This is a genomic window from Winogradskyella ursingii, assembly GCF_013403975.1.
GTDB classification, from domain to species: domain Bacteria; phylum Bacteroidota; class Bacteroidia; order Flavobacteriales; family Flavobacteriaceae; genus Winogradskyella; species Winogradskyella ursingii.
Map to the genome: position 1 here is coordinate 133,716 of NZ_JABFDH010000001.1, position 21,155 is coordinate 154,870.

General features: G+C 35.5%; 22 protein-coding genes. 11 read left to right on the forward strand and 11 right to left on the reverse strand.

The window, feature by feature from the left end; genetic code table 11:
* The first annotated feature begins 341 nt into the window (after nt 1-341).
* Nucleotides 342-2,564 carry a TonB-dependent receptor gene (locus tag HM983_RS00595; RefSeq protein ID WP_179343296.1) on the forward strand — a complete coding sequence of 741 codons (2,223 nt, stop codon included), beginning with the start codon at nt 342-344 and terminating at the stop codon, nt 2,562-2,564.
* Here HM983_RS00595 and HM983_RS00600 read toward each other — a convergent pair.
* The gene (locus HM983_RS00600) at nt 2,561-2,995 is read right to left on the reverse strand and encodes a hypothetical protein (protein WP_179343297.1); all 435 of its coding nucleotides are present in this window, start codon (nt 2,993-2,995) and stop codon (nt 2,561-2,563) included. The genes HM983_RS00595 and HM983_RS00600 overlap by 4 nt on opposite strands.
* Nucleotides 2,996-3,136: 141 nt before the next feature.
* Between HM983_RS00600 and greA the strand changes: the two genes are divergently transcribed.
* Both greA and HM983_RS00610 read left to right on the forward strand, forming a co-directional pair.
* A complete protein-coding gene (gene greA / locus HM983_RS00605; protein WP_179343298.1) occupies nt 3,137-3,610 on the forward strand; it encodes a transcription elongation factor GreA in 474 nt (157 codons plus the stop codon).
* Nucleotides 3,611-3,839: 229 nt separating this feature from the next.
* Entirely contained in the window at nt 3,840-4,229 is a 390-nt protein-coding gene (locus HM983_RS00610; RefSeq protein WP_179343299.1) for an HIT family protein, read from the forward strand.
* Here the strand turns inward: HM983_RS00610 and HM983_RS00615 are convergent.
* Nucleotides 4,226-4,582, reverse strand: coding sequence for a hypothetical protein (locus tag HM983_RS00615; protein ID WP_179343300.1), 357 nt, complete (start codon nt 4,580-4,582; stop codon nt 4,226-4,228). The genes HM983_RS00610 and HM983_RS00615 overlap by 4 nt on opposite strands.
* Nucleotides 4,583-4,657: 75 nt before the next feature.
* Nucleotides 4,658-5,818, reverse strand: coding sequence for a sensor histidine kinase (locus HM983_RS00620; protein WP_179343301.1), 1,161 nt, complete (start codon nt 5,816-5,818; stop codon nt 4,658-4,660).
* Nucleotides 5,819-5,943: 125 nt separating this feature from the next.
* Here HM983_RS00620 and HM983_RS00625 point away from each other — a divergent pair, with 125 nt between their 5' ends.
* From HM983_RS00625 to aat, 3 genes are all read left to right on the forward strand, one after another.
* Nucleotides 5,944-6,813 (forward strand): flavin reductase family protein, encoded by an 870-nt coding sequence (locus HM983_RS00625; protein ID WP_179343302.1) that lies wholly within the window; start codon nt 5,944-5,946, stop codon nt 6,811-6,813.
* A 43-nt stretch (nt 6,814-6,856) separates the two neighbouring features.
* Nucleotides 6,857-7,234, forward strand: coding sequence for a DUF3127 domain-containing protein (locus HM983_RS00630; RefSeq protein ID WP_179343303.1), 378 nt, complete (start codon nt 6,857-6,859; stop codon nt 7,232-7,234).
* A gap of 271 nt (nt 7,235-7,505) precedes the next feature.
* A complete protein-coding gene (aat, locus tag HM983_RS00635; protein WP_179343304.1) occupies nt 7,506-8,129 on the forward strand; it encodes a leucyl/phenylalanyl-tRNA--protein transferase in 624 nt (207 codons plus the stop codon).
* A 56-nt stretch (nt 8,130-8,185) separates the two neighbouring features.
* On the opposite strand, the gene HM983_RS00640 is transcribed toward aat, so the two are convergent.
* On the reverse strand, nt 8,186-8,749 hold the full coding sequence (locus HM983_RS00640) for a DNA-3-methyladenine glycosylase I (RefSeq protein WP_179343305.1): 564 nt from the start codon (nt 8,747-8,749) through the stop codon (nt 8,186-8,188).
* A 275-nt stretch (nt 8,750-9,024) separates the two neighbouring features.
* Between HM983_RS00640 and HM983_RS00645 the strand changes: the two genes are divergently transcribed.
* Nucleotides 9,025-9,642 carry a thioredoxin family protein gene (locus HM983_RS00645; RefSeq protein ID WP_179343306.1) on the forward strand — a complete coding sequence of 206 codons (618 nt, stop codon included), beginning with the start codon at nt 9,025-9,027 and terminating at the stop codon, nt 9,640-9,642.
* Nucleotides 9,643-9,650: 8 nt separating this feature from the next.
* On the opposite strand, the gene HM983_RS00650 is transcribed toward HM983_RS00645, so the two are convergent.
* From HM983_RS00650 to HM983_RS00675, 6 genes are all read right to left on the reverse strand, one after another.
* Complete coding sequence (locus HM983_RS00650) at nt 9,651-10,385, reverse strand: hypothetical protein (protein ID WP_179343307.1); 735 nt, start codon at nt 10,383-10,385, stop codon at nt 9,651-9,653.
* An 82-nt stretch (nt 10,386-10,467) separates the two neighbouring features.
* Entirely contained in the window at nt 10,468-11,163 is a 696-nt protein-coding gene (truB, locus tag HM983_RS00655; protein ID WP_179343308.1) for a tRNA pseudouridine(55) synthase TruB, read from the reverse strand.
* Nucleotides 11,163-11,954, reverse strand: a complete 792-nt coding sequence (locus tag HM983_RS00660) for an undecaprenyl-diphosphate phosphatase (protein ID WP_179343309.1) — start codon at nt 11,952-11,954, stop codon at nt 11,163-11,165. The genes truB and HM983_RS00660 overlap by 1 nt, the downstream gene beginning before the upstream one ends.
* Before the next feature lie 56 nt (nt 11,955-12,010).
* A complete protein-coding gene (locus HM983_RS00665; protein ID WP_179343310.1) occupies nt 12,011-12,274 on the reverse strand; it encodes a DUF3098 domain-containing protein in 264 nt (87 codons plus the stop codon).
* 8 nt (nt 12,275-12,282) lie between these two features.
* Nucleotides 12,283-12,645, reverse strand: coding sequence for a hypothetical protein (locus tag HM983_RS00670; protein ID WP_179343311.1), 363 nt, complete (start codon nt 12,643-12,645; stop codon nt 12,283-12,285).
* Between the two features lie 59 nt (nt 12,646-12,704).
* Nucleotides 12,705-13,583, reverse strand: a complete 879-nt coding sequence (locus HM983_RS00675; RefSeq protein ID WP_179343312.1) for a cell division protein FtsX — start codon at nt 13,581-13,583, stop codon at nt 12,705-12,707.
* A 223-nt stretch (nt 13,584-13,806) separates the two neighbouring features.
* Between HM983_RS00675 and HM983_RS00680 the strand changes: the two genes are divergently transcribed.
* The 4 genes from HM983_RS00680 (at nt 13,807) to HM983_RS00695 (ending at nt 20,531) form a co-directional block, all read left to right on the forward strand.
* Nucleotides 13,807-16,827 (forward strand): leucine--tRNA ligase, encoded by a 3,021-nt coding sequence (locus tag HM983_RS00680; protein WP_179343313.1) that lies wholly within the window; start codon nt 13,807-13,809, stop codon nt 16,825-16,827.
* A gap of 439 nt (nt 16,828-17,266) precedes the next feature.
* The gene (gene ald, locus HM983_RS00685) at nt 17,267-18,367 is read left to right on the forward strand and encodes an alanine dehydrogenase (protein WP_179343314.1); all 1,101 of its coding nucleotides are present in this window, start codon (nt 17,267-17,269) and stop codon (nt 18,365-18,367) included.
* An 89-nt stretch (nt 18,368-18,456) separates the two neighbouring features.
* Nucleotides 18,457-19,164 (forward strand): zinc metallopeptidase, encoded by a 708-nt coding sequence (locus HM983_RS00690; RefSeq protein ID WP_179343315.1) that lies wholly within the window; start codon nt 18,457-18,459, stop codon nt 19,162-19,164.
* Between the two features lie 320 nt (nt 19,165-19,484).
* Entirely contained in the window at nt 19,485-20,531 is a 1,047-nt protein-coding gene (locus tag HM983_RS00695; protein ID WP_179343316.1) for a T9SS type A sorting domain-containing protein, read from the forward strand.
* A gap of 134 nt (nt 20,532-20,665) precedes the next feature.
* Here HM983_RS00695 and HM983_RS00700 read toward each other — a convergent pair whose 3' ends face one another.
* Complete coding sequence (locus HM983_RS00700) at nt 20,666-21,136, reverse strand: Lrp/AsnC ligand binding domain-containing protein (protein ID WP_179343317.1); 471 nt, start codon at nt 21,134-21,136, stop codon at nt 20,666-20,668.
* Nucleotides 21,137-21,155 lie beyond the last annotated feature (19 nt).

Consider the following 21,155-nt stretch of genomic DNA (forward strand, 5'->3'; position numbering starts at 1 on the left):
TTTTTGAGGAACGAAAAAATTGTATCGAGAAGTCTTTCTCGAATGTTTTTTGTTTCTATATTTGCAGCGTTCTCAAAAAAGGGGTGCTCGATTGATTGACGAATGACGATTTGAGATTGAAGATTGATGAATTAAAAGTTCCAGAATCTAAAATCTAAAATCTAAAATCATTAATCTGTTTGGCTGAGATCATACCCATTGAACCTAGAACAGGTAATGCTGTTTAGGAACTATTGATGATACGTTATGCGGAACTCGTTTCAGCATCACACTCATCGAAAAAATCAATTATTAACAAAGAATAATGACCTCTTTTTATTCGATTATAAACTTATAGTCGTATGAAAAATCTATTCAACAATCTGCCTAAATCAAGTTGGCAGAAATCGACAATTTTCATTTTTTTATTTAGTATTTGTTCGGCTTACGGACAAGAAAAACAACAGGACACCACTAAAGTTGAAAAACTAGATGAAGTGTTAGTAAAAGCTGTGCGTGTAGATGCCAAATCACCAATTACACATAGCAACGTGACCAAAAAAGAGATTAAAAAGCGTAATCTTGGACAAGATTTGCCAATTTTGCTTAATTTTTTACCATCCGTGGTCACCACAACAGATGCCGGTGCAGGAGTAGGCTACACTGGTATTAGAGTGCGAGGAGTTAGTTCTCAATCTACTAATGTTACCATTAACGGAATTCCGTATAATGATGCAGAATCTTTAGGGACATTTTGGGTGAATTTAGGAGACTTTGCTTCATCCATAGAAAGTTTACAATTGCAACGAGGTGTTGGAACATCAACCAATGGTTCGGGTGCTTTTGGTGCTAGTATTAATGTATTGACAGATGCGGTTTCTAAAGAGTCTTATGGTCAAATTTCAAATTCATTTGGAAGTTACAATACGCGTAAGCATACGGTGAAATTCAGTACTGGACTTCTCAATGACCATATAGAAATTGCCGGTAGACTTTCAAACATACAATCGGACGGTTATATCGATAGAGCCAGAACAGACTTAAAATCCTATTACTTGCAGGGTTCTTACGTAGATGATAACACTTTAATTAAGGCCATTACCTTCGCAGGTCAAGAAGTAACGTACCAAGCTTGGAACGGTATAACTAAAGACCAATTGGAAGATGACCGAAGATTCAACCCTTCTGGCCAATACACCAATGATGAAGGTGAAACAGTGTTTTACGATAATGAAGTAGATAATTACAACCAAGACCATTATCAGTTATTTTGGAATCAACGTTATAATAATAGATGGTCTACCAACATAGGATTAAATTACACTTACGGTCGAGGTTATTTTGAACAATTTCGTGAAGATGATGATTTTGAAACTTACGGTTTTGAAGAGTTGACCGTTAATGGTGAAACTCAAACCACAACCGATTTAATCCGTCGTCGTTGGTTAGACAATGATTTTTATGTAATTAATGCTAGTGCAAATTATAAGAACAATAATCTAGACATGATTTTTGGTGGTTCTGCGAGCCACTATGATGGCGACCATTTTGGCGAAGTGATATGGGCAGAATTTGCCAGTCAGACAGAAATAAGAGATCGGTATTACGATGGTAACAGTCTTAAAAACGATTTTTCAATTTTCGCAAAAGCCAATTATAGGTTGAACGATAAAATTAGAGTGTATGGTGATTTACAGCACAGAATAGTAAATTATAAAACCTTCGGTACCAGCTCTGATGTGATCCCGTTTGAAGTTGATAAAAACTTCGATTTTTTCAATCCTAAGGTTGGTATTACTTATGGATTAAACGATGCTAATGATTTCTATTTTTCTTACGCTAGAGCCAATCGCGAACCCAACCGAACTGATTTTGAAAGTAATCCAAATATAGAGCCAGAGCAACTCAATGATTTTGAATTGGGCTGGAGACATCGCAAGGGTAATTTTAGCTTTAATGCTAATACCTATTTTATGCTATATAATGAGCAGTTGGTATTATCTGGCCGTATTGACGACGTAGGTAACCCGATTAGAACTAATAGTGGAGAAAGTTACCGTATCGGTTTGGAGCTGGAAGCTGTAATCCCTGTTACGTCGCAATTAACCTTACAACCAAACATGACGGTGAGCACGAATAAAAACAAAGAAACGATAGTGTCTCGTGATGGTGAATTGGTAACTTTAGGAAAGACTGATATATCATTTTCACCAGAATTAGTTGGTGCTAATGCAATCGTATATCAGCCAACGGACAATTTACAAATGAGCTTACTGAGTAAGTATGTAGGTGAGCAGTTTTTGAGCAATACAGAAGGAGATTTATCCGATTTATCAAAATTGGAAAGCTATTTTATCAACGATTTTAGTATAAATTATACGTTGAACACAGAGCGTATTTTTGATTCAATAGTCTTTACAGGATTAGTGAATAATATATTTAATGTGGAATATGTCTCAAACGGCTATTATTTTACGTTTGATGACGATTTTAGCAATCCAGGAACCGTTACTACAGTTGAAGGAGCTGGTTTTTATCCACAAGCAACTACCAACTTTTTGGTGGGTGTGACCTTGAATTTCTAGTTACTAATTATATAAGTGTTATTCCCAATATTCTCAACCCTGTATGGCTTTAGCGTACAGGGTTGTGTATTTTCACCAATCGCAGTACCGGTTACGAGACTATATTCATTGCCATCCTCACAGCCGCAAACAGCATTAATGCCATTGATCTCCAATGCAGAGCAGGCAGAGGGCACATGACTGGGATCTGCACCATCCCAAGCCAATAAAGTAGATGAGTTTGCACGAACTAGAATAATACCTTCATTACCAAAACCTTCTAATCTAACCGCATTTACAGGAAATTGTAGTTGATTAAATTGGGGCAAGTTTAGATTCACAGTAGCATTGACGCCAACATTTAATAAGAAGTTGCAATTCACTCTGTCATCATTTCTGTCACAAGTGTAAAACACAATAAAGCAAAGGGTTATAAGCAATTTTTTCATCATAGTGATTTATATGGCAATTTACAATTATTTCAAGGATAGCGTAAATATTTATATATTTGCATAGTATCTCGTTGGCGCGGGATTTTTATTTACGCTGAACTGGGTTCAGCGTCTTTTTGTATATACAAAAACGAAGAAATCATGAGTAAAGTATCATATTATACAGCTGAGGGCTTAAAAAAATTAAGAGCTGAATTGAACCACCTTAAAGATGTGGAAAGACCAAAGGCTTCTCAAGCGATTGCAGAGGCAAGAGACAAAGGCGATTTAAGTGAGAACGCAGAATACGATGCTGCTAAAGAAGCACAAGGTATGTTGGAGATGAAAATTTCTAAAATGGAAGAAACCTTAGCCAATGCACGTGTTATTGACGAGTCGCAATTAGATACTTCAAAGGTCTTGGCGTTGTCCATAGTGAAAATAAAAAACCAGACCAACGGAATGGAAATGACCTATACGTTAGTGGCCGAAAGCGAAGCCGATTTGGCTAAAGGAAAGATTTCTGTTAATTCGCCTATAGGCAAAGGTCTTTTGGGGAAATCGGTAGGTGATACTGCAGAAATTCAAGTGCCAAGTGGTACTATGAAATTTGATATTTTAGAAATCTCAAGATAGATTTAAATTGGCTTTTAATACATCGAGAGGAGTCGAGATGTTTCTTTAAATACAATTAACCTATTAAGATTCCTGTTTTAAACTGAATAGTTTTCAGATTAGCGGGAATCTTTTTTATCTTTATAAGTCTAAATTAACCCAAATGTCAGGTTGAGCGTAGTCGAAATCTATTTAAAAGAGTAGAAAGGACCTATCAACTAAGCTCAGGGTGACAAAACAATATCAATCCATGGCGACCCTCTTCACAAAAATCATAAATGGCGAAATCCCATCTTACAAAGTTGCAGAAACAGAAGATTTTTTAGCTTTTTTGGATATCAACCCAAATTCCAAAGGTCATACGCTCTGTATTCCAAAAAAGGAAGTTGATAAGATTTTTGACTTGGATGAAGATACCTATATGGGCTTGATGAAATTTTCAAGAAAAGTTGCTTTGGCGATAGAAAAAGCCATGCCTTGTAAACGTGTGGGTATGTCTGTAATCGGCTTAGAGGTACCACACGTTCATGTGCATTTAATTCCGCTCCACTCAATGGAAGATGCTCGATTTACAAAAAAGGAAAAATTAGAACAAAAAGAATTTAAAGACATTGCCCAGTGTATAGCGTCTTACCTTTAAAACGATACAATACCAGTTACAAAAAGAATCACTGTAATTAATAAAAACGCATCAACAATTATAAAAACCCAAGCCAAAGGTTTTAATTTAATTGATTTTGGTTTGGGATGTAATGCACGTTTTTTATAATTCACCACTTGCTCTATTTCATCGGTCCATCGCACAGGAAAAATATCTGTATCACAGGTTTCGCAATGCATCTCATTTATAGTTTCGCTGGTAATGGACTTATAGAAAATGTTTTCAATAAATTTTTGTTTGAATGTCAATTTAAGTCCATCCTTACTGTAACATTCCGGACAATTGTTGTTTAGACTAACTTCTTTAAGAGTGAAAAATTTGGAAGTGCTCATGGTCAAAGTTAAAATTTATTTTCAATTTTAATTTTTTAGAATTTTGAGGTTTTTAAAACATTATAACATTTTAAGTTAGACAACCTTTAACGTAATCTGTATTGTTGTGCCTTTTCCTATTTCAGAACTCAATACTTTAATTCGGCCTTTGTGGTAATCTTGAATAATGCGCTTGGCTAAAGATAGGCCAAGTCCCCAACCGCGTTTTTTAGTAGTAAAACCAGGTTCAAAAATCTTATTGAATTGGGACTTCGGTATCCCTTTTCCCGTATCCGAAATATTTATTACAACATGTTTCTCAGTTTGAAACAATTCCAGTTTCAAATCACCTTTTCCCTTCATGGCATCAATGGCATTTTTTACCAAGTTTTCAATCGTCCAGCTGTATAGCTGTGGATTGAGATTTACTGTGATTTTTTTATTTGGAATGGTACTTTCAAAATTAATAAGCTTCGAAGACCTAGCTTTTAAGTACTCATATGATGAAGCAGTTACTTCAACAATATCTAATGGAATTAGTGTTGGTGCTGAGCCAATTTTGCTAAAGCGTTCGGTAATGGTTTGCAAACGATCTACGTCTTTTTCAATTTCAACAATGTAGTCTGGGTTAACGTTTTCGGATTTTAATATTTCCGTCCAACCCACCAACGAGGACAACGGAGTGCCAATTTGATGTGCAGTTTCCTTAGCCATACCTGTCCAAAGCTTATTCTGTTCGGCAATTTTTGTACTTCTATAAAAGAAGTAGGCTACTGCGCCAAACAAGAAAATTATAAGCATTAAGGCTAATGGATAATATTTTAATTTATTCAGCAAAGGAGAATTACCATAGTAAATGGTCTGGATAAGTCTATCCTGCAATCGTACCTCAATGGGTTGGTTTTCACTTGAGAATTTCTCAATGAGTCGGTCAACAGTTAGAGAATCTTCTAAAACTCTATCTTCTATATTGAGAGAATTATTTAAGGTCCCATCACTATTAATAACCAACATAGGAGTGCTGGTGGTCATTTCTGTAAGAACGTGCGATGTAACACTATTTACATCTTCATCTAAATTGTCAATATTCTTAAGAAAATCAATTTGGGCCACAGACCAAGTTCTCATTTTAACGCGTTCTTCTGCTTTAAATTTTTGAAAGAAGGTGTACGTATTCCAAAGTATGAGGGAAATAATAATAAATGAAGAGATAATGATCATCCAGCGGATGACATTTCGGTTAGCGCTCAAGGTCATTGGTCAGTGCAATTTCTAATTTTAAATATAATGTAAATATGTTGATATTATTGTTTCAATCTCTCTGTAAAATACTTTTGGCTGCGGCCTAATATATTTATCTTTGTTCAAAATCAGTCCAATACATGATTTCACTAGCACCAAAAGACCTATCCACAGGTAAATTACATGGTTATTTATTGCATGCCGTTGCGCCCAGACCTATTGCTTTTGCGAGCACTATAGATGCAAAGGGAGCGCCTAATTTGTCACCCTTCAGTTTTTTTAATGTGTTTAGTGCCAATCCGCCAATCTTAATTTTTTCGCCTGCAAGACGTGTTAGGGATAATACCACAAAACATACATTGCAAAATGTTGAAAATGTGAAAGAGGTTGTGATCAACGTGGTGAATTATGATATTGTACACCAAATGTCTTTGAGCAGTACCGAGTACCCAGATGGTGTTAACGAATTTGAAAAAGCTGGATTAACTATGCTGGCTTCAGACGAAATAAAACCATTTAGAGTTGCGGAATCCCCAGTTCAATTTGAATGCAAAGTAAATGAGATTATAAACCTTGGTAAAGAGGGAGGTGCTGGAAATTTGGTAATTTGTGAAGTCGTTAAAATTCATATTTCGGAAGATGTTTTAAACGAAGACGATACCATAAATCAAGAAGCTTTGGATTTGGTGGCAAGAGCAGGAGGAAGTTATTACAGCAGAGCGAAAAAAGGATTTTTTGAAATCCCAAAACCATTGCAAAATCTTGGTATTGGAGTAGATAACATTCCAGAGGATATACGTAATAGCATGATTTTAACAGGCAATAATCTGGGTATGTTAGCAAATGTTGAAAACCTGCCAAATAAAGAAGAGATTAATAGTTTTATTGATAATTTAAGTGAGCGTTATCCAGATATAAAAACAGCTTCACACAGAAAAAGGCATAAGCTCGCCCAAAATTATTTGAGCTATGGAGACGTAGAAAGTGCGTGGAAGTTATTACTTTCGTAAACTTAAAATACATATACATTAAATAATAATAGATTAAGCAAAAATGGAAGTACAAGGACGAATTAAAATGGTTGGTGAGACACAAACTTTTGGTAGCAATGGTTTTAGAAAGAGAGAAGTAGTAGTGACTACAGAAGAGCAATACCCACAACATATTATGGTTGAATTTGTTCAGGACAAAACCGAATTATTAAATAATTTTAAGGAAGGCCAGCAAGTTAAAATTAACATTAACCTAAGAGGGAGAGAGTGGGTAAATCCACAAGGTGAGACAAAATATTTTAACTCTATACAGGGCTGGAGAATTGAAGCTTTACAACCTGCAGCAGCTAGTGGAGATATGCCACCAGTTCCACCAACAGAGGCTTTTGAGCCTATGAGCGATCTAAATGAAGACGACCACGATGACTTGCCATTTTAATGTGGCAATAACATGATAATTTACAAGACTTGTTTTATTTTTAAAGCAAGTCTTTTTTTATGGATAAAAAAAGCCCTGATGGTTAATCAGGACTTAATATTGTGGTTTTAGGTTTGACTTTTAGAAACAATCTAGAAAAAAGCAATGATGAATAAAAATTTATTTCTTAATAAGTCAACTCAAATATCATCAAAAATCCATTAGTATCAAAATCAAAAATTGCTTTTAATACCATTAGTACTATAAGCTTATAATGTAATTAAACCAAATAATGCATTTTTTGAATCAGAAAATAGAATTTCCAGATGTGTCTGAAGCTACTTTTGACGGACTCTTGGCCGTAGGAGGCGATTTGTCCACAGAGCGATTGATGCATGCTTACAAAAATGGAATTTTTCCGTGGTTTGATGCACAAGAACCCATATTATGGTGGTCTCCAGATCCACGCTTCGTATTGTTTCCACAAGATTTAAGAGTGTCAAAAAGCATGAAAAAAATATTGAAACAAGGTAATTTTGAGGTGACAAAAAATACAGCTTTTGAGCAAGTTATTACAAACTGTGCAAAGGCAAAACGAAAAGGTCAGCACGGTACATGGATCACTGAAGATATGCAACAAGCCTACATAAATATGCACGAACTTGGTCTTGCAACTTCGGTTGAGGTTTGGCAGAATAATGAATTGGTTGGTGGGCTCTACGGTGTAGACTTAAAAAACATGGTTTTTTGCGGTGAAAGTATGTTCGCCAAAGTGAGTAATGCAAGTAAGGTTGCTTTTATTACCTTGGTACAAGAATCAGATTATAAATTAATTGATTGCCAATTACATACTCGTCATTTAGAGAGTTTGGGTGGCAAACATATACCAAGAGCAGAATTTTTACTTTATCTGTAAATGTCTATTTGAGAATCAAAGATTGCCATGCGGCTTAATGATTTGTAAACAAATCTTTAAACTTTATCGTATCTAAAACAAGACACCTCATGATCATTTACCATTCCTGTGGCTTGCATGTGTGCATAGATAACGGTTGAGCCTACAAATTTGAAACCTCGTTTTTTTAAATCTTTACTTATAGAGTCGCTCAACGCGGTATTTGCTGGAGCATTCTTGTAATTTTTCCATTCGTTTTTAATAGGTTTACCGTCTACAAAATTCCAAATGTATTTTGAAAAAGAACCAAATTCATCTTGAATTTTCATAAAAGCTTGCGCATTGGTAACCGTGGCATTTACTTTTAATTTATTTCTAATAATGCCTTCATTATTAAGTAGCTCATCAATTTTTGGCTGTTTATATTTCGATATTTTTTTATAATTAAAATTGTCAAATGCGGTTCTGAAATTTTCGCGTTTTCTTAAAATTGTAATCCAGCTCAAGCCTGCTTGGAACGTTTCTAGGATCAAAAATTCGAACAAAGTATCGTCGTCATAAACAGGAACGCCCCATTCCGTATCGTGATAGGCTTCATACAAATCGTCACCGACGCACCAACCGCATCTATTTTTAGTCATTATTTTTTGAATTATTCTTTTGAAGATATTCACCAACCCTTACCAGAATATAAAGAATCGCTAAAATATATGATATATCAAAGAGGTTGTAATTTTCCGTTATAGGCCGGTTTTCTATAAATCCGAGATATTTTCCCGCAACCAAAAAGAGAAAAAGTAAAATTAGAATGGCTTTTGTAATTCTAAAAAAATTCAAAATGTAAGAAGTTTAAAATTATACTACTAAGGTAACAACTGTTGCACAAAAAATGGCAACAGTACTTTAAATTTGCAATATGGATATTATACAAAATACAAAACAACAGGAAATTATATTAAAAAGTTTTGAAAATAGCATGAGCTATGCAGCTTATAGAGCATTGGTTATAAGAATGGTTAAAGACAATTCAACTACCGGAAGTGAGAAGACAGAAGCATTAATCAATTATACATTACTCAATGAAAGACGCATGAGGCGTTGGGAAAAAACGGTTAAAATTTCTGAGGCTGACAAAGCGTTTATTGAAAATTATAGTAAAAAAATAATATGGTTGGTCATTACAGAAAGTTGGTGTGGTGATGCTGCACACATAATGCCTTTGATCAACAAAGTAGCAGAATTGAATGCTAATATTGATTATAAAGTCGTTTTGAGAGATGAAAATGAAGCGTTAATGTCTGAGTTTTTAACAAACGGCAACAGGTCAATTCCTAAATTGATAATGCTCGACGCAGCAACTAATGAAGTATTAAATACGTTTGGACCAAGACCAACAGTCGCGACAAAAATGGTGTATAATTACAAAACCTTGCACGGACAATTATCGCCAGAATTTAAAGAAGATTTGCAACGGTGGTACAATAAAGACAAAGGCAAATCTATAATTGCAGATTTATTGAAATTACTTCAATAACTGAACAATTAGCTTTTTCTTTTAAAAAGAAAGGTAATTGTTCCTATTTGTGAAGACTTACTCGAAGCATCAAAACTTACCGATTTAGCATACTCTTTGGCGTGATCGATCAGACATTGATTATTGGAATTTGAAGCACCGTTCACAGAAGCATCTACAACATTTCCAGAACCATTTACCTCTATAGTTATTACTATTTTACCACCATCTTCACACAGATAACGTGGGGTTTTATAGCTTTGAAGCGTACGACCTTTTAAAGAATAGGTCAGTGTGCTTTTAGCTTTGGCATGTTCGGCAGCTTGCTTTTTATTATCCAAGCGTTTTTTTAGTTCTTCTTGAAGTTGCTTATATGACGATGTTTCTTCGGCTTTTAGAGCATAAGCATTACCGTTGGAATAAGATTTATTAAGACTTGTTTCTTCCAATAATTCTTCGGTCTCTTCAGTTTCAGTTTTGGTAGTACGTTCAAAATCGCTTGGGTTAACGGTTCTGAAATTGCGCATCATTTCTTTGTATTCTTGATCTTCGTTAAAGGCCTTATTAGAAGCAATAGCTTGAGTTTCCTGTACTTCCTTAACAAGTTCTTCTTCTGTCTTTTCGGGTTCGGGATCAAGCTCGTAATAGCTTTCGGTAATAAATTTACTTTGTTTGGTTAGGCTAATACTAAACATGCTTAGAACCACAATTCCTGCAATGAGAAACGTGATAATTAGGGCTTTATGTCGTTCAATCCAATTCAAAAAAAATAAGTATGCTTAGTAATCAATATACGAATATACTCTCTAAAAAGTTTAAATTACAATATTAAACCCTTGTTAAAAGCTAAAAAGCAGGAAGATTTTGAATGAACTCTTCTGGGCTCAACGCCTCGTTAACAGTGAATTCTCCTATACGTGTTCGTCTTAATTCTGCTAAATGTGCTCCAGAATTTAGCGCTTTTCCGAAATCATGTGCCAAGGACCTAATATACGTGCCTTTGCTGCAAACAACTTTGAATTGTAGATTGTTATTGTTGATATTTGTAATCTCAAAAGAAGAAATCTCAACCTCTCGAGATTTAATTTCGACTTCTTCACCAGCACGAGCAAATTCATACAAACGTTTACCATCTTTTTTTATAGCAGAAAAAACTGGTGGAAATTGCTGAATTTTTCCAATAAATTGATTTGTGGTCTTATAAATTAAATCTTCAGTAATATGTTCAGTAGAAAATGTCTGGTCAATTTCTGTTTCCTGATCAAAGGATGGTGTTGTGCTTCCTAAAACAAAGGTTCCTGTGTATTCCTTTTCCTGACCTTGAAAGGTGTTAATTTGCTTAGTCATTTTGCCTGTGCAAATAATTAACAAACCAGTAGCCAAAGGGTCTAACGTACCAGCATGCCCAACCTTAATTTTTTTGATGTTGAAAGCTTGACGGATTGCCCAACGCAATTTATTGACGGCCTGAAATGATGTCCAATGTAGTGGTTTGTCTATTAATAAGACCTGGCCATTTTTAAAATCTTCTTCTGTTTTCATTATTGTAAAGCCAAGATTACTGCAGTTGCGCCTACTAATATACAGTAAATGGCAAAATAGGTGAGTTTGCTCCGTTTTACAATTGCAATCATCCATGTGCAGGCAAATAATCCAGCTATAAAGGCAGCTACAAAACCTACACTTAAATATGTAAAACTGCTGCTATTGTAAGTCAAATCTCCTGTTAGGATATCCTTGGCAATTTTACCAAAGATTAAAGGTACAACCATTAAAAATGAAAAACGGGCCGCTTTGGTTTTGTCAATTCCCAATAGTACAGATGTAGAGATAGTAGCACCTGAGCGAGAGATACCTGGTAGCATAGCGACTCCCTGTGCTATTCCGATAATAAGTGCATGCCAAAACCCAACTTTTTTCTCTGTGCTTTTGGCTCTATCTGCTAAAATTAATAGTAGTGCGGTAAAAATAAGCATGATGCCAACCAGCAAAATGTTTCCACCAAAAAACTGCTCAAAAGTAGCTTCATAATTATAGCCTATTATTGCAGCGGGTATCATGGAAATGATAATTTTTAAAACAAACTGAGTGTCGTCATTCCATTTAAATGAAAATAATCCCTTAATAATATCCCAAACGTCTTTTCTGAAAACTACAATAGTGCTTAATGCTGTCGCAAAATGAAGAACAACAGTAAATAAAAGACTTTCTTCGGGTACGGATGTATCACCAAGAATGGCTTTGCCAATTTCGAGATGACCACTCGATGAAACTGGTAAGAACTCAGTAAGTCCTTGAATAATTCCTAAAATTAATGCGTCTAAAATTTCCATGGGGCAAAAGTATCAGTTAGAGTAACGATACGTTGCAAATGTAAGTAAAATGAATGTTAATTTTTTGTGTTCTTATTTGGACTCAAAAGTATGGCATATACTTGGATGCCAAATCCAATAAGCACAAGAGTTGGAGCTAGTCTAATACGTCTCCAGCTAAAGATTGATGGGTCAAAAACATTTGGATCATCACTGCCTCCACCTGCCATGAGTATAAAACCTACAGCAATTAAGGCCAAACCTATAAACAGCCATTTGTAATTTTTCTTACCGAAAATGAATTCGGGCTTAGCGTCTTGTTTTCGTTTTTGTTCTCCCACCTCAGTTATTAGTTTTTGAATTCCGTATAAATAATCTCATCTCCTAAAGTCATTTGCGAAATGTGTTCTGAGGTAATTCCGCCCACAACCTTAGCTAAATGCAAAGTAACGGTTTTATTTAAAACTTTGGCGTTAAGGGAATCTAAATTTAAACCTTGCTCCAAACCTCTGTTAATATAATAGAAATCCGAACCGTTATCGTGAAAAACAATATCGGAACTACTTCCTTCTGTTACCTTGGTGATTTTTACACTAACAATAACGCAATCTTCAGGTTTTGGATTTTGAATGACACAAGATTTCAGCATAAAAGAAAAAGCGAGAATTTGCAATACACTAATTCCTAATTGCATGTAAATCGGTTTTTTCATTTTGGGTGGTTTACTTTGAAAACGAAAAAACATAAATTTTATTTTCAAATATCTAATACCTAGTAATATAACTGATCCGTCTTCAAATTCAAAAAGCGCTGTGTTGCAATGAAGGTGCTCACCCACGTTATTAAAATACCCAACAGAAAAATACCAACAAACAAACCAGCAATCATAACCGTATTTCTGAGCAGTTCCAATTCAAGGAACGTTCTATCCAAATAATACAGCACAACTGCCATGCCAGCGAGTGCCAAAACTGCACCAATAATACCAAGCTGCACACTTTTCCAAATAAATGGTCTGCGAATAAAACTTTTTGTCGCACCAACCATTTGCATTGTTTTTATGATAAAGCGTTTTGAGTAAACTGCTAATCTAATAGAACTGTTAATCAATAAAACGGCTATTAAGGTAAAAAGTGCACTGATAATTAATACCCAAAGTGTAATTTTTTTCACGTTATCATTCATTAATTCTACGAGGTCATTGTCGTATCTTATTTCTTCGATAAATGATTTGTTAGATAGACTTTCAGTAATTTCGGTTAGTTTTTCAGTCGTTACAAAATCTGCATTGAGATAGACATCAATTGAATTTTTCAAAGGGTTATATCCTACAAAATCCATAAAGTCTTCGCCAGTTTCGGCTTTCAATAATTCGGCAGCCTCTTCTTTTGAAACATACACCGCTTCTTTCGTATAATCTGCCATGGCCAAACTTTTCTGTAGTTGTGTAACTTCAACATCTTTTGCAGTATCGGTTACGTAGATAGTCATTACTACCTGTTCCTTAAAATGATCGGCCACTTTCTTGGCGTTGATGACCAAAAGGCCCAAACACCCTAGAAGAAACAAAACCAGTGCAATACTGATGACTACTGAAATATAAGAGGATATAAGTTTTCGTTTTTGGTACTTATCAAAAGATGATGCCATAAATGGATAATTAATGCCGTAAAAATATAAAAGAAATTACTTATGTGGACTAATACAACGTTTAGTTTTTTATTGTGTTGTAATAGGTTTAAATTTGCGCTGAAATTAAGAATAGATACTTGCTTCTGTCACATCGAGCGTAGTCGAGATGTATTGTGACTTGAAGTTTGGGATTTCTCGACTACGCTCGAAATGACAGTATCGATAGTTTGAAAGCAATACCATGAAATACAATTTCAACGCCATAGAAAAAAAGTGGCAAGACCATTGGGCAAAGAACCAAACGTTCAAGGCCGAAAACAACTCAGATAAACCAAAGTATTACGTTTTGGATATGTTTCCTTATCCAAGTGGAGCAGGTTTGCACGTTGGCCATCCTCTAGGTTATATTGCCAGTGATATTTATGCACGTTACAAACGTCACAAAGGTTTTAATGTTTTGCATCCGCAAGGTTATGATTCTTTTGGTCTGCCAGCTGAACAGTATGCTATACAAACCGGACAACATCCTCGTATTACAACTGAAGAAAACATAAAAACATATAGGCGACAATTGGACCAAATCGGGTTTTCATTCGATTGGAGTCGCGAAGTCCGAACGTCTGACCCTCAATATTACAAATGGACACAGTGGATTTTCATTCAACTGTTTGAATCCTATTATTGCAAGGATTCTGATATGGCAAAACCAATTTCAGAATTGGTTGAGGTGTTTAATGCTGAAGGCAACACAACAATTAATGCAGCTTGTGATGATGACATTGAAGAATTTTCAGCCGATGATTGGAAAGCCTTTTCAGATGTTGAAAAACAAGAAATACTTTTAAAATACAGACTGACCTATTTGGCTGAAACCGAAGTGAATTGGTGTCCAGCACTCGGAACAGTTTTGGCTAATGACGAAATTGTAAACGGAGTTTCAGAACGTGGAGGCCATCCTGTAGTCCGAAAAAAAATGACCCAGTGGAGTATGCGAATTTCAGCATATGCTGAACGTTTGCTTCAAGGGTTGGAAACTATTGATTGGACGGACTCATTAAAGGAAAGTCAAAGGAACTGGATAGGGAAGTCAGTTGGAGCATCAGTTGTCTTCAATGTCATTCCGACAGAGCAAAGCGCCGAGGAATCTCATAAAATCGATGTCTTCACAACTCGTCCAGATACAATATTCGGAGTCAGTTTCATGACTCTCGCACCAGAACACGGTCTCGTGTCAAAAATCACAACCGAAGCACAAAAAGCAGAAGTTGAAGCCTATGTTGAAGCCACAGCAAAACGAAGTGAGCGTGATAGAATGGCAGATGTAAAAACCATCTCTGGTGTATTCACAGGGGCGTATGCAGAGCATCCATTTACAAAAGAGCCCATCCCAATTTGGATTGGAGATTACGTTTTAGCAGGTTACGGCACAGGAGCGGTAATGTCCGTACCGTGTGGAGATCAACGTGATTACGATTTTGCAAAACATTTTAATATCCCGATCCCGAATATATTTGAAGGTGTAGATATTTCTGAGGAAGCTTATGGCTCAAAAGACAATGTAAAGATTGCTAATAGCGATTTCCTTAATGGAATGAATTATAAAAAAGCAACGAAACGTGCTATTTATGAACTGGAAAAAATTGGTCAAGGCGAAGGCAAAACCAATTACCGACTGCGAAATGCGGTGTTTTCCCGTCAGCGCTATTGGGGTGAACCTTTTCCTGTCTATTACGTGAATGGCATGCCACAAATGATAGATAAAAAACATTTGCCATTAACGCTCCCAGAAGTTGAAAAATACCTGCCAACCGAAGAAGGTGAACCACCTTTGGGACGTGCGGATGTTTGGGCTTGGGATACGAACACAAATACTGTTGTCAGTAACGAAAAGATTGACAATAAAACGATTCATTCACTAGAACTCAATACCATGCCAGGCTGGGCAGGCAGCTCATGGTACTTTTTCCGCTATATGGAAGAAAATGTCAATAGAGATGAAACCTTTGCCACAGAAGACGCACTCAACTATTGGGAAAATGTAGATTTATACATTGGTGGTAGCGAGCATGCTACAGGTCATTTACTGTACTCACGTTTTTGGGTAAAATTCATGAAAGACAGAGGTTTCGTAAACGTTGAAGAACCCTTTAAAAAGTTGATTAACCAAGGGATGATTCTTGGGACGAGTGCTTTTGTTTATAGAGTATATTGCCATACATCTTCGTTTAAAAGTTCAAAAAATAAAAAAACCACAAAGGGACTTTTTTCATCAAGCGTCTACGTTTCTAAAACCTTGGCTGAACATATTGAAAATAACGAAAATTCAGAGTTTATAAATGAAATTTATGTCAAATTATTAAGGGAAATTCGAGAAGAAAATAAACTCTCTAATGATGTAAAGTTTGGTGAAGAAATATTTAATATCGGCATAGACAAAATTAATGTCAAGGTAAAGTACGTTAATGCTTCGGATGAATTAGATATTAAGGGATTAAGGAATGATAATGAATTTGGTAAAGATTATAAAAATGCAGAATTCATCCTAGACAAGGGATTATATACAGTTGGTCGCGACGTCGAAAAAATGTCCAAATCCAAATACAACGTCGTAAATCCAGATGAGATTTGCGAGCAATATGGCGCAGACAGCCTTAGACTTTACGAAATGTTTCTCGGTCCATTAGAGCAATACAAACCTTGGAATACAGCAGGCATTACAGGTGTACACAGTTTCCTTAAAAAACTCTGGAAATTGTATGTAGGGCAAGACGGCTTAAATGTTAATGATGACGAACCAACAAAAGACAGTCTAAAAACATTGCACAAAACTATTAAAAAAGTTGAGGATGATATTGAGAACTTTTCGTTTAATACTTCGGTATCAACTTTTATGATTGCCGTAAATGAGTTAACAGCTCAGAAGTGTACAAGTAAAGCTATTCTTGAGCCACTATTAATTTTAATTTCGCCTTATGCACCACATATTGCTGAGGAACTTTGGGAAAAATTGGGTCATACGGCATCTATTTCAACAATACCATTCCCAAAATTCGATGAAAAGTATTTGGTAGAAAGTAGTAAGGAATACCCGATTTCGTTTAATGGTAAAACACGTTTTACCATGGAATTGCCATTGGATTTGTCCAAAGACGAAATTGAGAAAAAGGTTATGGCAAACGAGAAAACAAAAGCGCAACTCGATGGTCGCACACCTAAAAAAGTGATTGTTGTGCCAGGTAAAATTGTGAATATTGTGGGTTAAACAATTCGAGTCCTCCGGCTGGATTCAAGATTAACTACAGTAGGAATCTCAATATTATTCATAATAATAAAATGTATTTAGAATATTGAGTGCTTTTTGTGTCAAAGCTTTTTTTGAATCAGAGACTTCTCGACACAATTTGCTCATTCTTTATAAATTACTCGAAGTGACGGTCATCGTCAGTTCGAGTGAAATTATTTTTGGTTAATTATGTATTGAGAATTTATTAATAAAAAATTCATTTTCACTTTATCGAAACAATAATACATTCATCTAATATCATATTAGCTTGAAAATGAGCTTAATATTGTAGAATGTTTAAAATAGAATCTTCAAATTATTAATTCCACAAAAATCACTTCAACATTATACCCAAATTTGGATAGCTAGATTTTTTAATGGTACTTCACATTGCTATTAATCTCAAAATCTACAAATTATGGTAATCGGAGTCCCAAAAGAAATCAAGAATAATGAAAACCGAGTTGGTATGACGCCGGCAGGAGTTTTTGAACTCACAAAAAGAAATCATACCGTTTATGTCCAAAAAGATGCGGGCTTTGGTAGTGGCTTTTTTGACCAAGATTACAAAGATGTTGGAGCTACAGTATTGGATACAATAGAAGACGTTTATGCGTTAGCTGAAATGATCGTAAAGGTTAAGGAGCCTATCGCTGAAGAATACCCGTTGATAAATGAGAAACATGTCGTGTTTACTTATTTTCATTTTGCTTCGAGTGAGGCGCTGACTAAAGCAATGCTTAAAAGTAAGGCCGTGTGTATCGCTTATGAAACAGTTGAAGATAAAGATGGCTCATTGCCATTGTTAACACCAATGTCTGAAGTGGCAGGTCGAATGGCCATACAGCAAGGGGCAAAATACTTAGAAAAACCTATAAAGGGAAGAGGTGTTTTACTTGGAGGAGTGCCAGGTGTGCCACCAGGAAAAGTGTTGGTGTTAGGTGCTGGAGTAGTTGGTATACAAGCCGCTAAAATGGCAGCTGGTTTAGGTGCACATGTCACAATTATGGATATTAATATGAAACAATTACGATACGTAAACGACGTAATGCCAAGTCATGTAGTCACAGAATTTTCGAGCGAATATAATATTAGAAAACGTATTCAAGACCACGATTTAATTATTGGTGGAGTTTTGGTAAAAGGAGCAAAAGCACCTAAATTGATTACTCGAGATATGTTGAAGGATATGAGGCCAGGTACAGTTTTGGTAGATGTCGCTGTAGATCAAGGCGGCTGCATGGAAACCACAAAAGCTAGCACACACGAAGATCCGACTTTCATCATCGACGATGTAGTGCATTATTGTGTAGCCAATATGCCAGGTGCTGTGCCGTACACATCTACTTTGGCTTTAACCAATGTCACATTACCATATGTATTACGTTTGGCAGATGAAGGCTGGGAAAAAGCTTGCATTGAAAATGATTTGCTAGCAAAAGGGTTAAATATCGTAAAAGGGAAGGTGGTTTATGAGGAAATTGCCGAAGCTTTTAACTGGTCTGTCGATGCAATGTAGTAACATGCAACTGACATAATTTCTTAACTTTATTTTGGCGCATTATTTGCTATTCATTCCTTAAATTTACATACTAAAAAAAATTAAATATGGGTGGAATAGGAATAGGTTACTGGATACTAATTGGTGGGATAACACTTGTAAGTTGGTTAGTAAGTAATCAATTAAAACGAAAGTTTGCAAAATATTCAAAAGTGCAATTGCGTAATGGTATGAGCGGTGCAGAAATTGCTGAAAAAATGTTGTCCGATAATGGCATTTATGACGTCGAAGTAATATCGACACCTGGACGATTAACAGATCATTATAATCCAAAAAATAAAACAGTAAATCTGAGTGAAGCCGTTTACAATCAACGTAATGCTGCTGCTGCGGCAGTAGCAGCACATGAGGTTGGCCATGCCGTGCAACATGCACAGGCTTACAGTGCATTAGGAATGCGTTCGGCTTTAGTACCAATTGTGAGCGTTACGTCTGGCATGTCGCAATGGCTGGTTATTGGAGGATTGATTCTCGGTGCCGCTGCCGGTGTAGGATTGGGTTATTGGGTCGCTGTTGCAGGTTTAGTGTTTATGGGCTTTGCGACTTTATTCAGCTTTATCACACTACCTGTAGAATACGACGCTAGTAATAGAGCATTAGCTTGGTTAAAGAATAAAAATATGGTAACTCCAGAAGAATACAAAGGTTCTGAAGATGCGCTTAAATGGGCAGCCAGAACTTATTTGGTAGCTGCGATTGGTGCTTTAGCTTCTCTATTGTATTGGGCGCTTCAAGTTTTTGGAGGACGAGACTGAATAATTTTAAATTCTATCTTAAAAAGCCCTTTTTTAGAGGGCTTTTTTGTTGGTAATATTTTGAGTTTGATTTTAACTCATTTTAGTCTTGTGGTTATTTCTTAGAAATTGACTTAATAATTAAAAAATTGATATAATTCGACTTGAATTTTCTCAAATCAAATAAGCTCCAAAATCTAAGAGCTTTTTTATTTAGCGCCTAATTTATTTATTGAAATTCCTACATTTTTTTAAAAAATATTTCAACACTTTAAGTATATTAGAGGTAAACTTAATTTGAAATTCAATATTTTTGAGTTAAATATCTAAAACAGATTATTATGAAGACAAAACTACTTTCAATAGCATGTTTAATATATGCTTTTACATTTACAAATATCAATTATGCTCAAACGCAATTAGTAGCAGGTGATATTGCAGTTATTTTGAATAGAGCAAATGCTCCAGATGATTTCGCATTTGTAACCTTCGTTGCTTTAGATGCCGGAACCGTTATATATTTTACGGATTGTGGGGCAGATACAGCAGATGGGTTTGATATGCCATGCGTAGGCTCAGAGGGTGCTAAGGCTTATACGGTTCCTGCTTCTGGTCATGCTGCTGGAACAATTATAAGATATGATGAAGGTGCCAATACAAATTTCGCCGACTACACAGATACTCGTATAACAGGAACATTCGGTTTAGCTAGTAGTGGTGGGGATCAAATAATTGTGTTTCAAGATGCAAGCTCAGCGGCTGGATCTATGGATGCCGGAAACAATCCGATGTTTATATATGCGATTAACAATGCTTCATCTGCGTTTACAGGAAATAACGGGGATAGCAATCAAACAGGCTTGCCTCAAGGACTACAGGACGCAGTAGCTCCAGTTAGTGCCCTAGGTTTAGGAGGTAGTCCAGATCCACAAGCAGATTTTGTTGAGAATTCAATATACAATGGTTCTTATACATTCAATACTATTGCTGATGCTAAATTGGCTATTACAGATAGTGCAAATTACTATACTATTGACGATATTGTAGCAGGAGAAGCAAATGAAAATGATGCTACATATGCTAGTGCCGAAGCGGCAATTCCTGCAGCTTTAACTATAACGTTATCCAATGATGAGTTTAGTTTAACCAATGGAATTTCTGTATATCCCAATCCTTCTAATGGAAAGATTACCATTAAAAACTCAGGTATAGCTTTAAGGGATCTTATTATTTCGGATATAAACGGACGTGTAATTTCAACTATAGAATTGAATGGAGCAACAAGTAATAAAAATTTTGATTTTAGCACATTGTTGACATCAGGCATCTATTTTCTGAATATATCTTCAGAAAATGGGTCAACTGTTAAAAAGTTGGTTATTGAATAGTAAATTAATTAGGAATAATTTATATTGAAAAGCCTTGAGGAATCAAGGCTTTTTTTTAAATATAAAATCAGATTTTTGTGTTTTATTTTAAATATTAATTGGGGGTTTCTTCCGATACAGGAATCACAAACCAATTATATTTTAATTTGTCGGTTAATCTGTTCTTGTAAAGAGATAAAGGTCTCAGTTCGAGAAACACCTTTTATACTTTGAATTTCAGAATTGAGCACATGCATTAAATGTTCATTATCTCTGGATAAGATTTTAATGAATATACTCCAATGTCCAGTTGTGTAATGACATTCAATCACCTCTGGAATTTTTTGCAATTGTTTTACAGCTTCTGGATTACTCACTGCTTTATCTAAATAAATCCCAACAAACGCCATGGTTGTATACCCTAAAATTTTTGGATTAATTACAAATTTTGAACCAGCCAATAAACCTGATTTTTCAAGCTTTTTGAGTCTTTGATGAATTGCAGCACCTGATATACCAACGTTTCTTGCAATTTCCAAAATTGGAGTTCGTGCATCATCCATTAAGGCTCTTAGTATCTTTTTATCGATACCATCTATATATACACCCTTGTCGCTAATTTTCATTGAAAACGTTTGTTCATTT

Bases quoted from the DNA above. Each gene is read 5' to 3' on its own strand.
- HM983_RS00595 (WP_179343296.1), top strand. From the start codon at position 342: ATGAAAAATCTATTCAACAATCTGCCTAAATCAAGTTGGCAGAAATCG.
- HM983_RS00600 (WP_179343297.1), bottom strand. From the start codon at position 2,995: ATGATGAAAAAATTGCTTATAACCCTTTGCTTTATTGTGTTTTACACT.
- greA (WP_179343298.1), top strand. From the start codon at position 3,137: ATGAGTAAAGTATCATATTATACAGCTGAGGGCTTAAAAAAATTAAGA.
- HM983_RS00610 (WP_179343299.1), top strand. From the start codon at position 3,840: ATGGCGACCCTCTTCACAAAAATCATAAATGGCGAAATCCCATCTTAC.
- HM983_RS00615 (WP_179343300.1), bottom strand. From the start codon at position 4,582: ATGAGCACTTCCAAATTTTTCACTCTTAAAGAAGTTAGTCTAAACAAC.
- HM983_RS00620 (WP_179343301.1), bottom strand. From the start codon at position 5,818: ATGACCTTGAGCGCTAACCGAAATGTCATCCGCTGGATGATCATTATC.
- HM983_RS00625 (WP_179343302.1), top strand. From the start codon at position 5,944: ATGATTTCACTAGCACCAAAAGACCTATCCACAGGTAAATTACATGGT.
- HM983_RS00630 (WP_179343303.1), top strand. From the start codon at position 6,857: ATGGAAGTACAAGGACGAATTAAAATGGTTGGTGAGACACAAACTTTT.
- aat (WP_179343304.1), top strand. From the start codon at position 7,506: ATGCATTTTTTGAATCAGAAAATAGAATTTCCAGATGTGTCTGAAGCT.
- HM983_RS00640 (WP_179343305.1), bottom strand. From the start codon at position 8,749: ATGACTAAAAATAGATGCGGTTGGTGCGTCGGTGACGATTTGTATGAA.
- HM983_RS00645 (WP_179343306.1), top strand. From the start codon at position 9,025: ATGGATATTATACAAAATACAAAACAACAGGAAATTATATTAAAAAGT.
- truB (WP_179343308.1), bottom strand. From the start codon at position 11,163: ATGAAAACAGAAGAAGATTTTAAAAATGGCCAGGTCTTATTAATAGAC.
- HM983_RS00660 (WP_179343309.1), bottom strand. From the start codon at position 11,954: ATGGAAATTTTAGACGCATTAATTTTAGGAATTATTCAAGGACTTACT.
- HM983_RS00670 (WP_179343311.1), bottom strand. From the start codon at position 12,645: ATGAAAAAACCGATTTACATGCAATTAGGAATTAGTGTATTGCAAATT.
- HM983_RS00675 (WP_179343312.1), bottom strand. From the start codon at position 13,583: ATGGCATCATCTTTTGATAAGTACCAAAAACGAAAACTTATATCCTCT.
- HM983_RS00680 (WP_179343313.1), top strand. From the start codon at position 13,807: ATGAAATACAATTTCAACGCCATAGAAAAAAAGTGGCAAGACCATTGG.
- ald (WP_179343314.1), top strand. From the start codon at position 17,267: ATGGTAATCGGAGTCCCAAAAGAAATCAAGAATAATGAAAACCGAGTT.
- HM983_RS00690 (WP_179343315.1), top strand. From the start codon at position 18,457: ATGGGTGGAATAGGAATAGGTTACTGGATACTAATTGGTGGGATAACA.
- HM983_RS00695 (WP_179343316.1), top strand. From the start codon at position 19,485: ATGAAGACAAAACTACTTTCAATAGCATGTTTAATATATGCTTTTACA.
- HM983_RS00700 (WP_179343317.1), bottom strand. From the start codon at position 21,136: ATGAAAATTAGCGACAAGGGTGTATATATAGATGGTATCGATAAAAAG.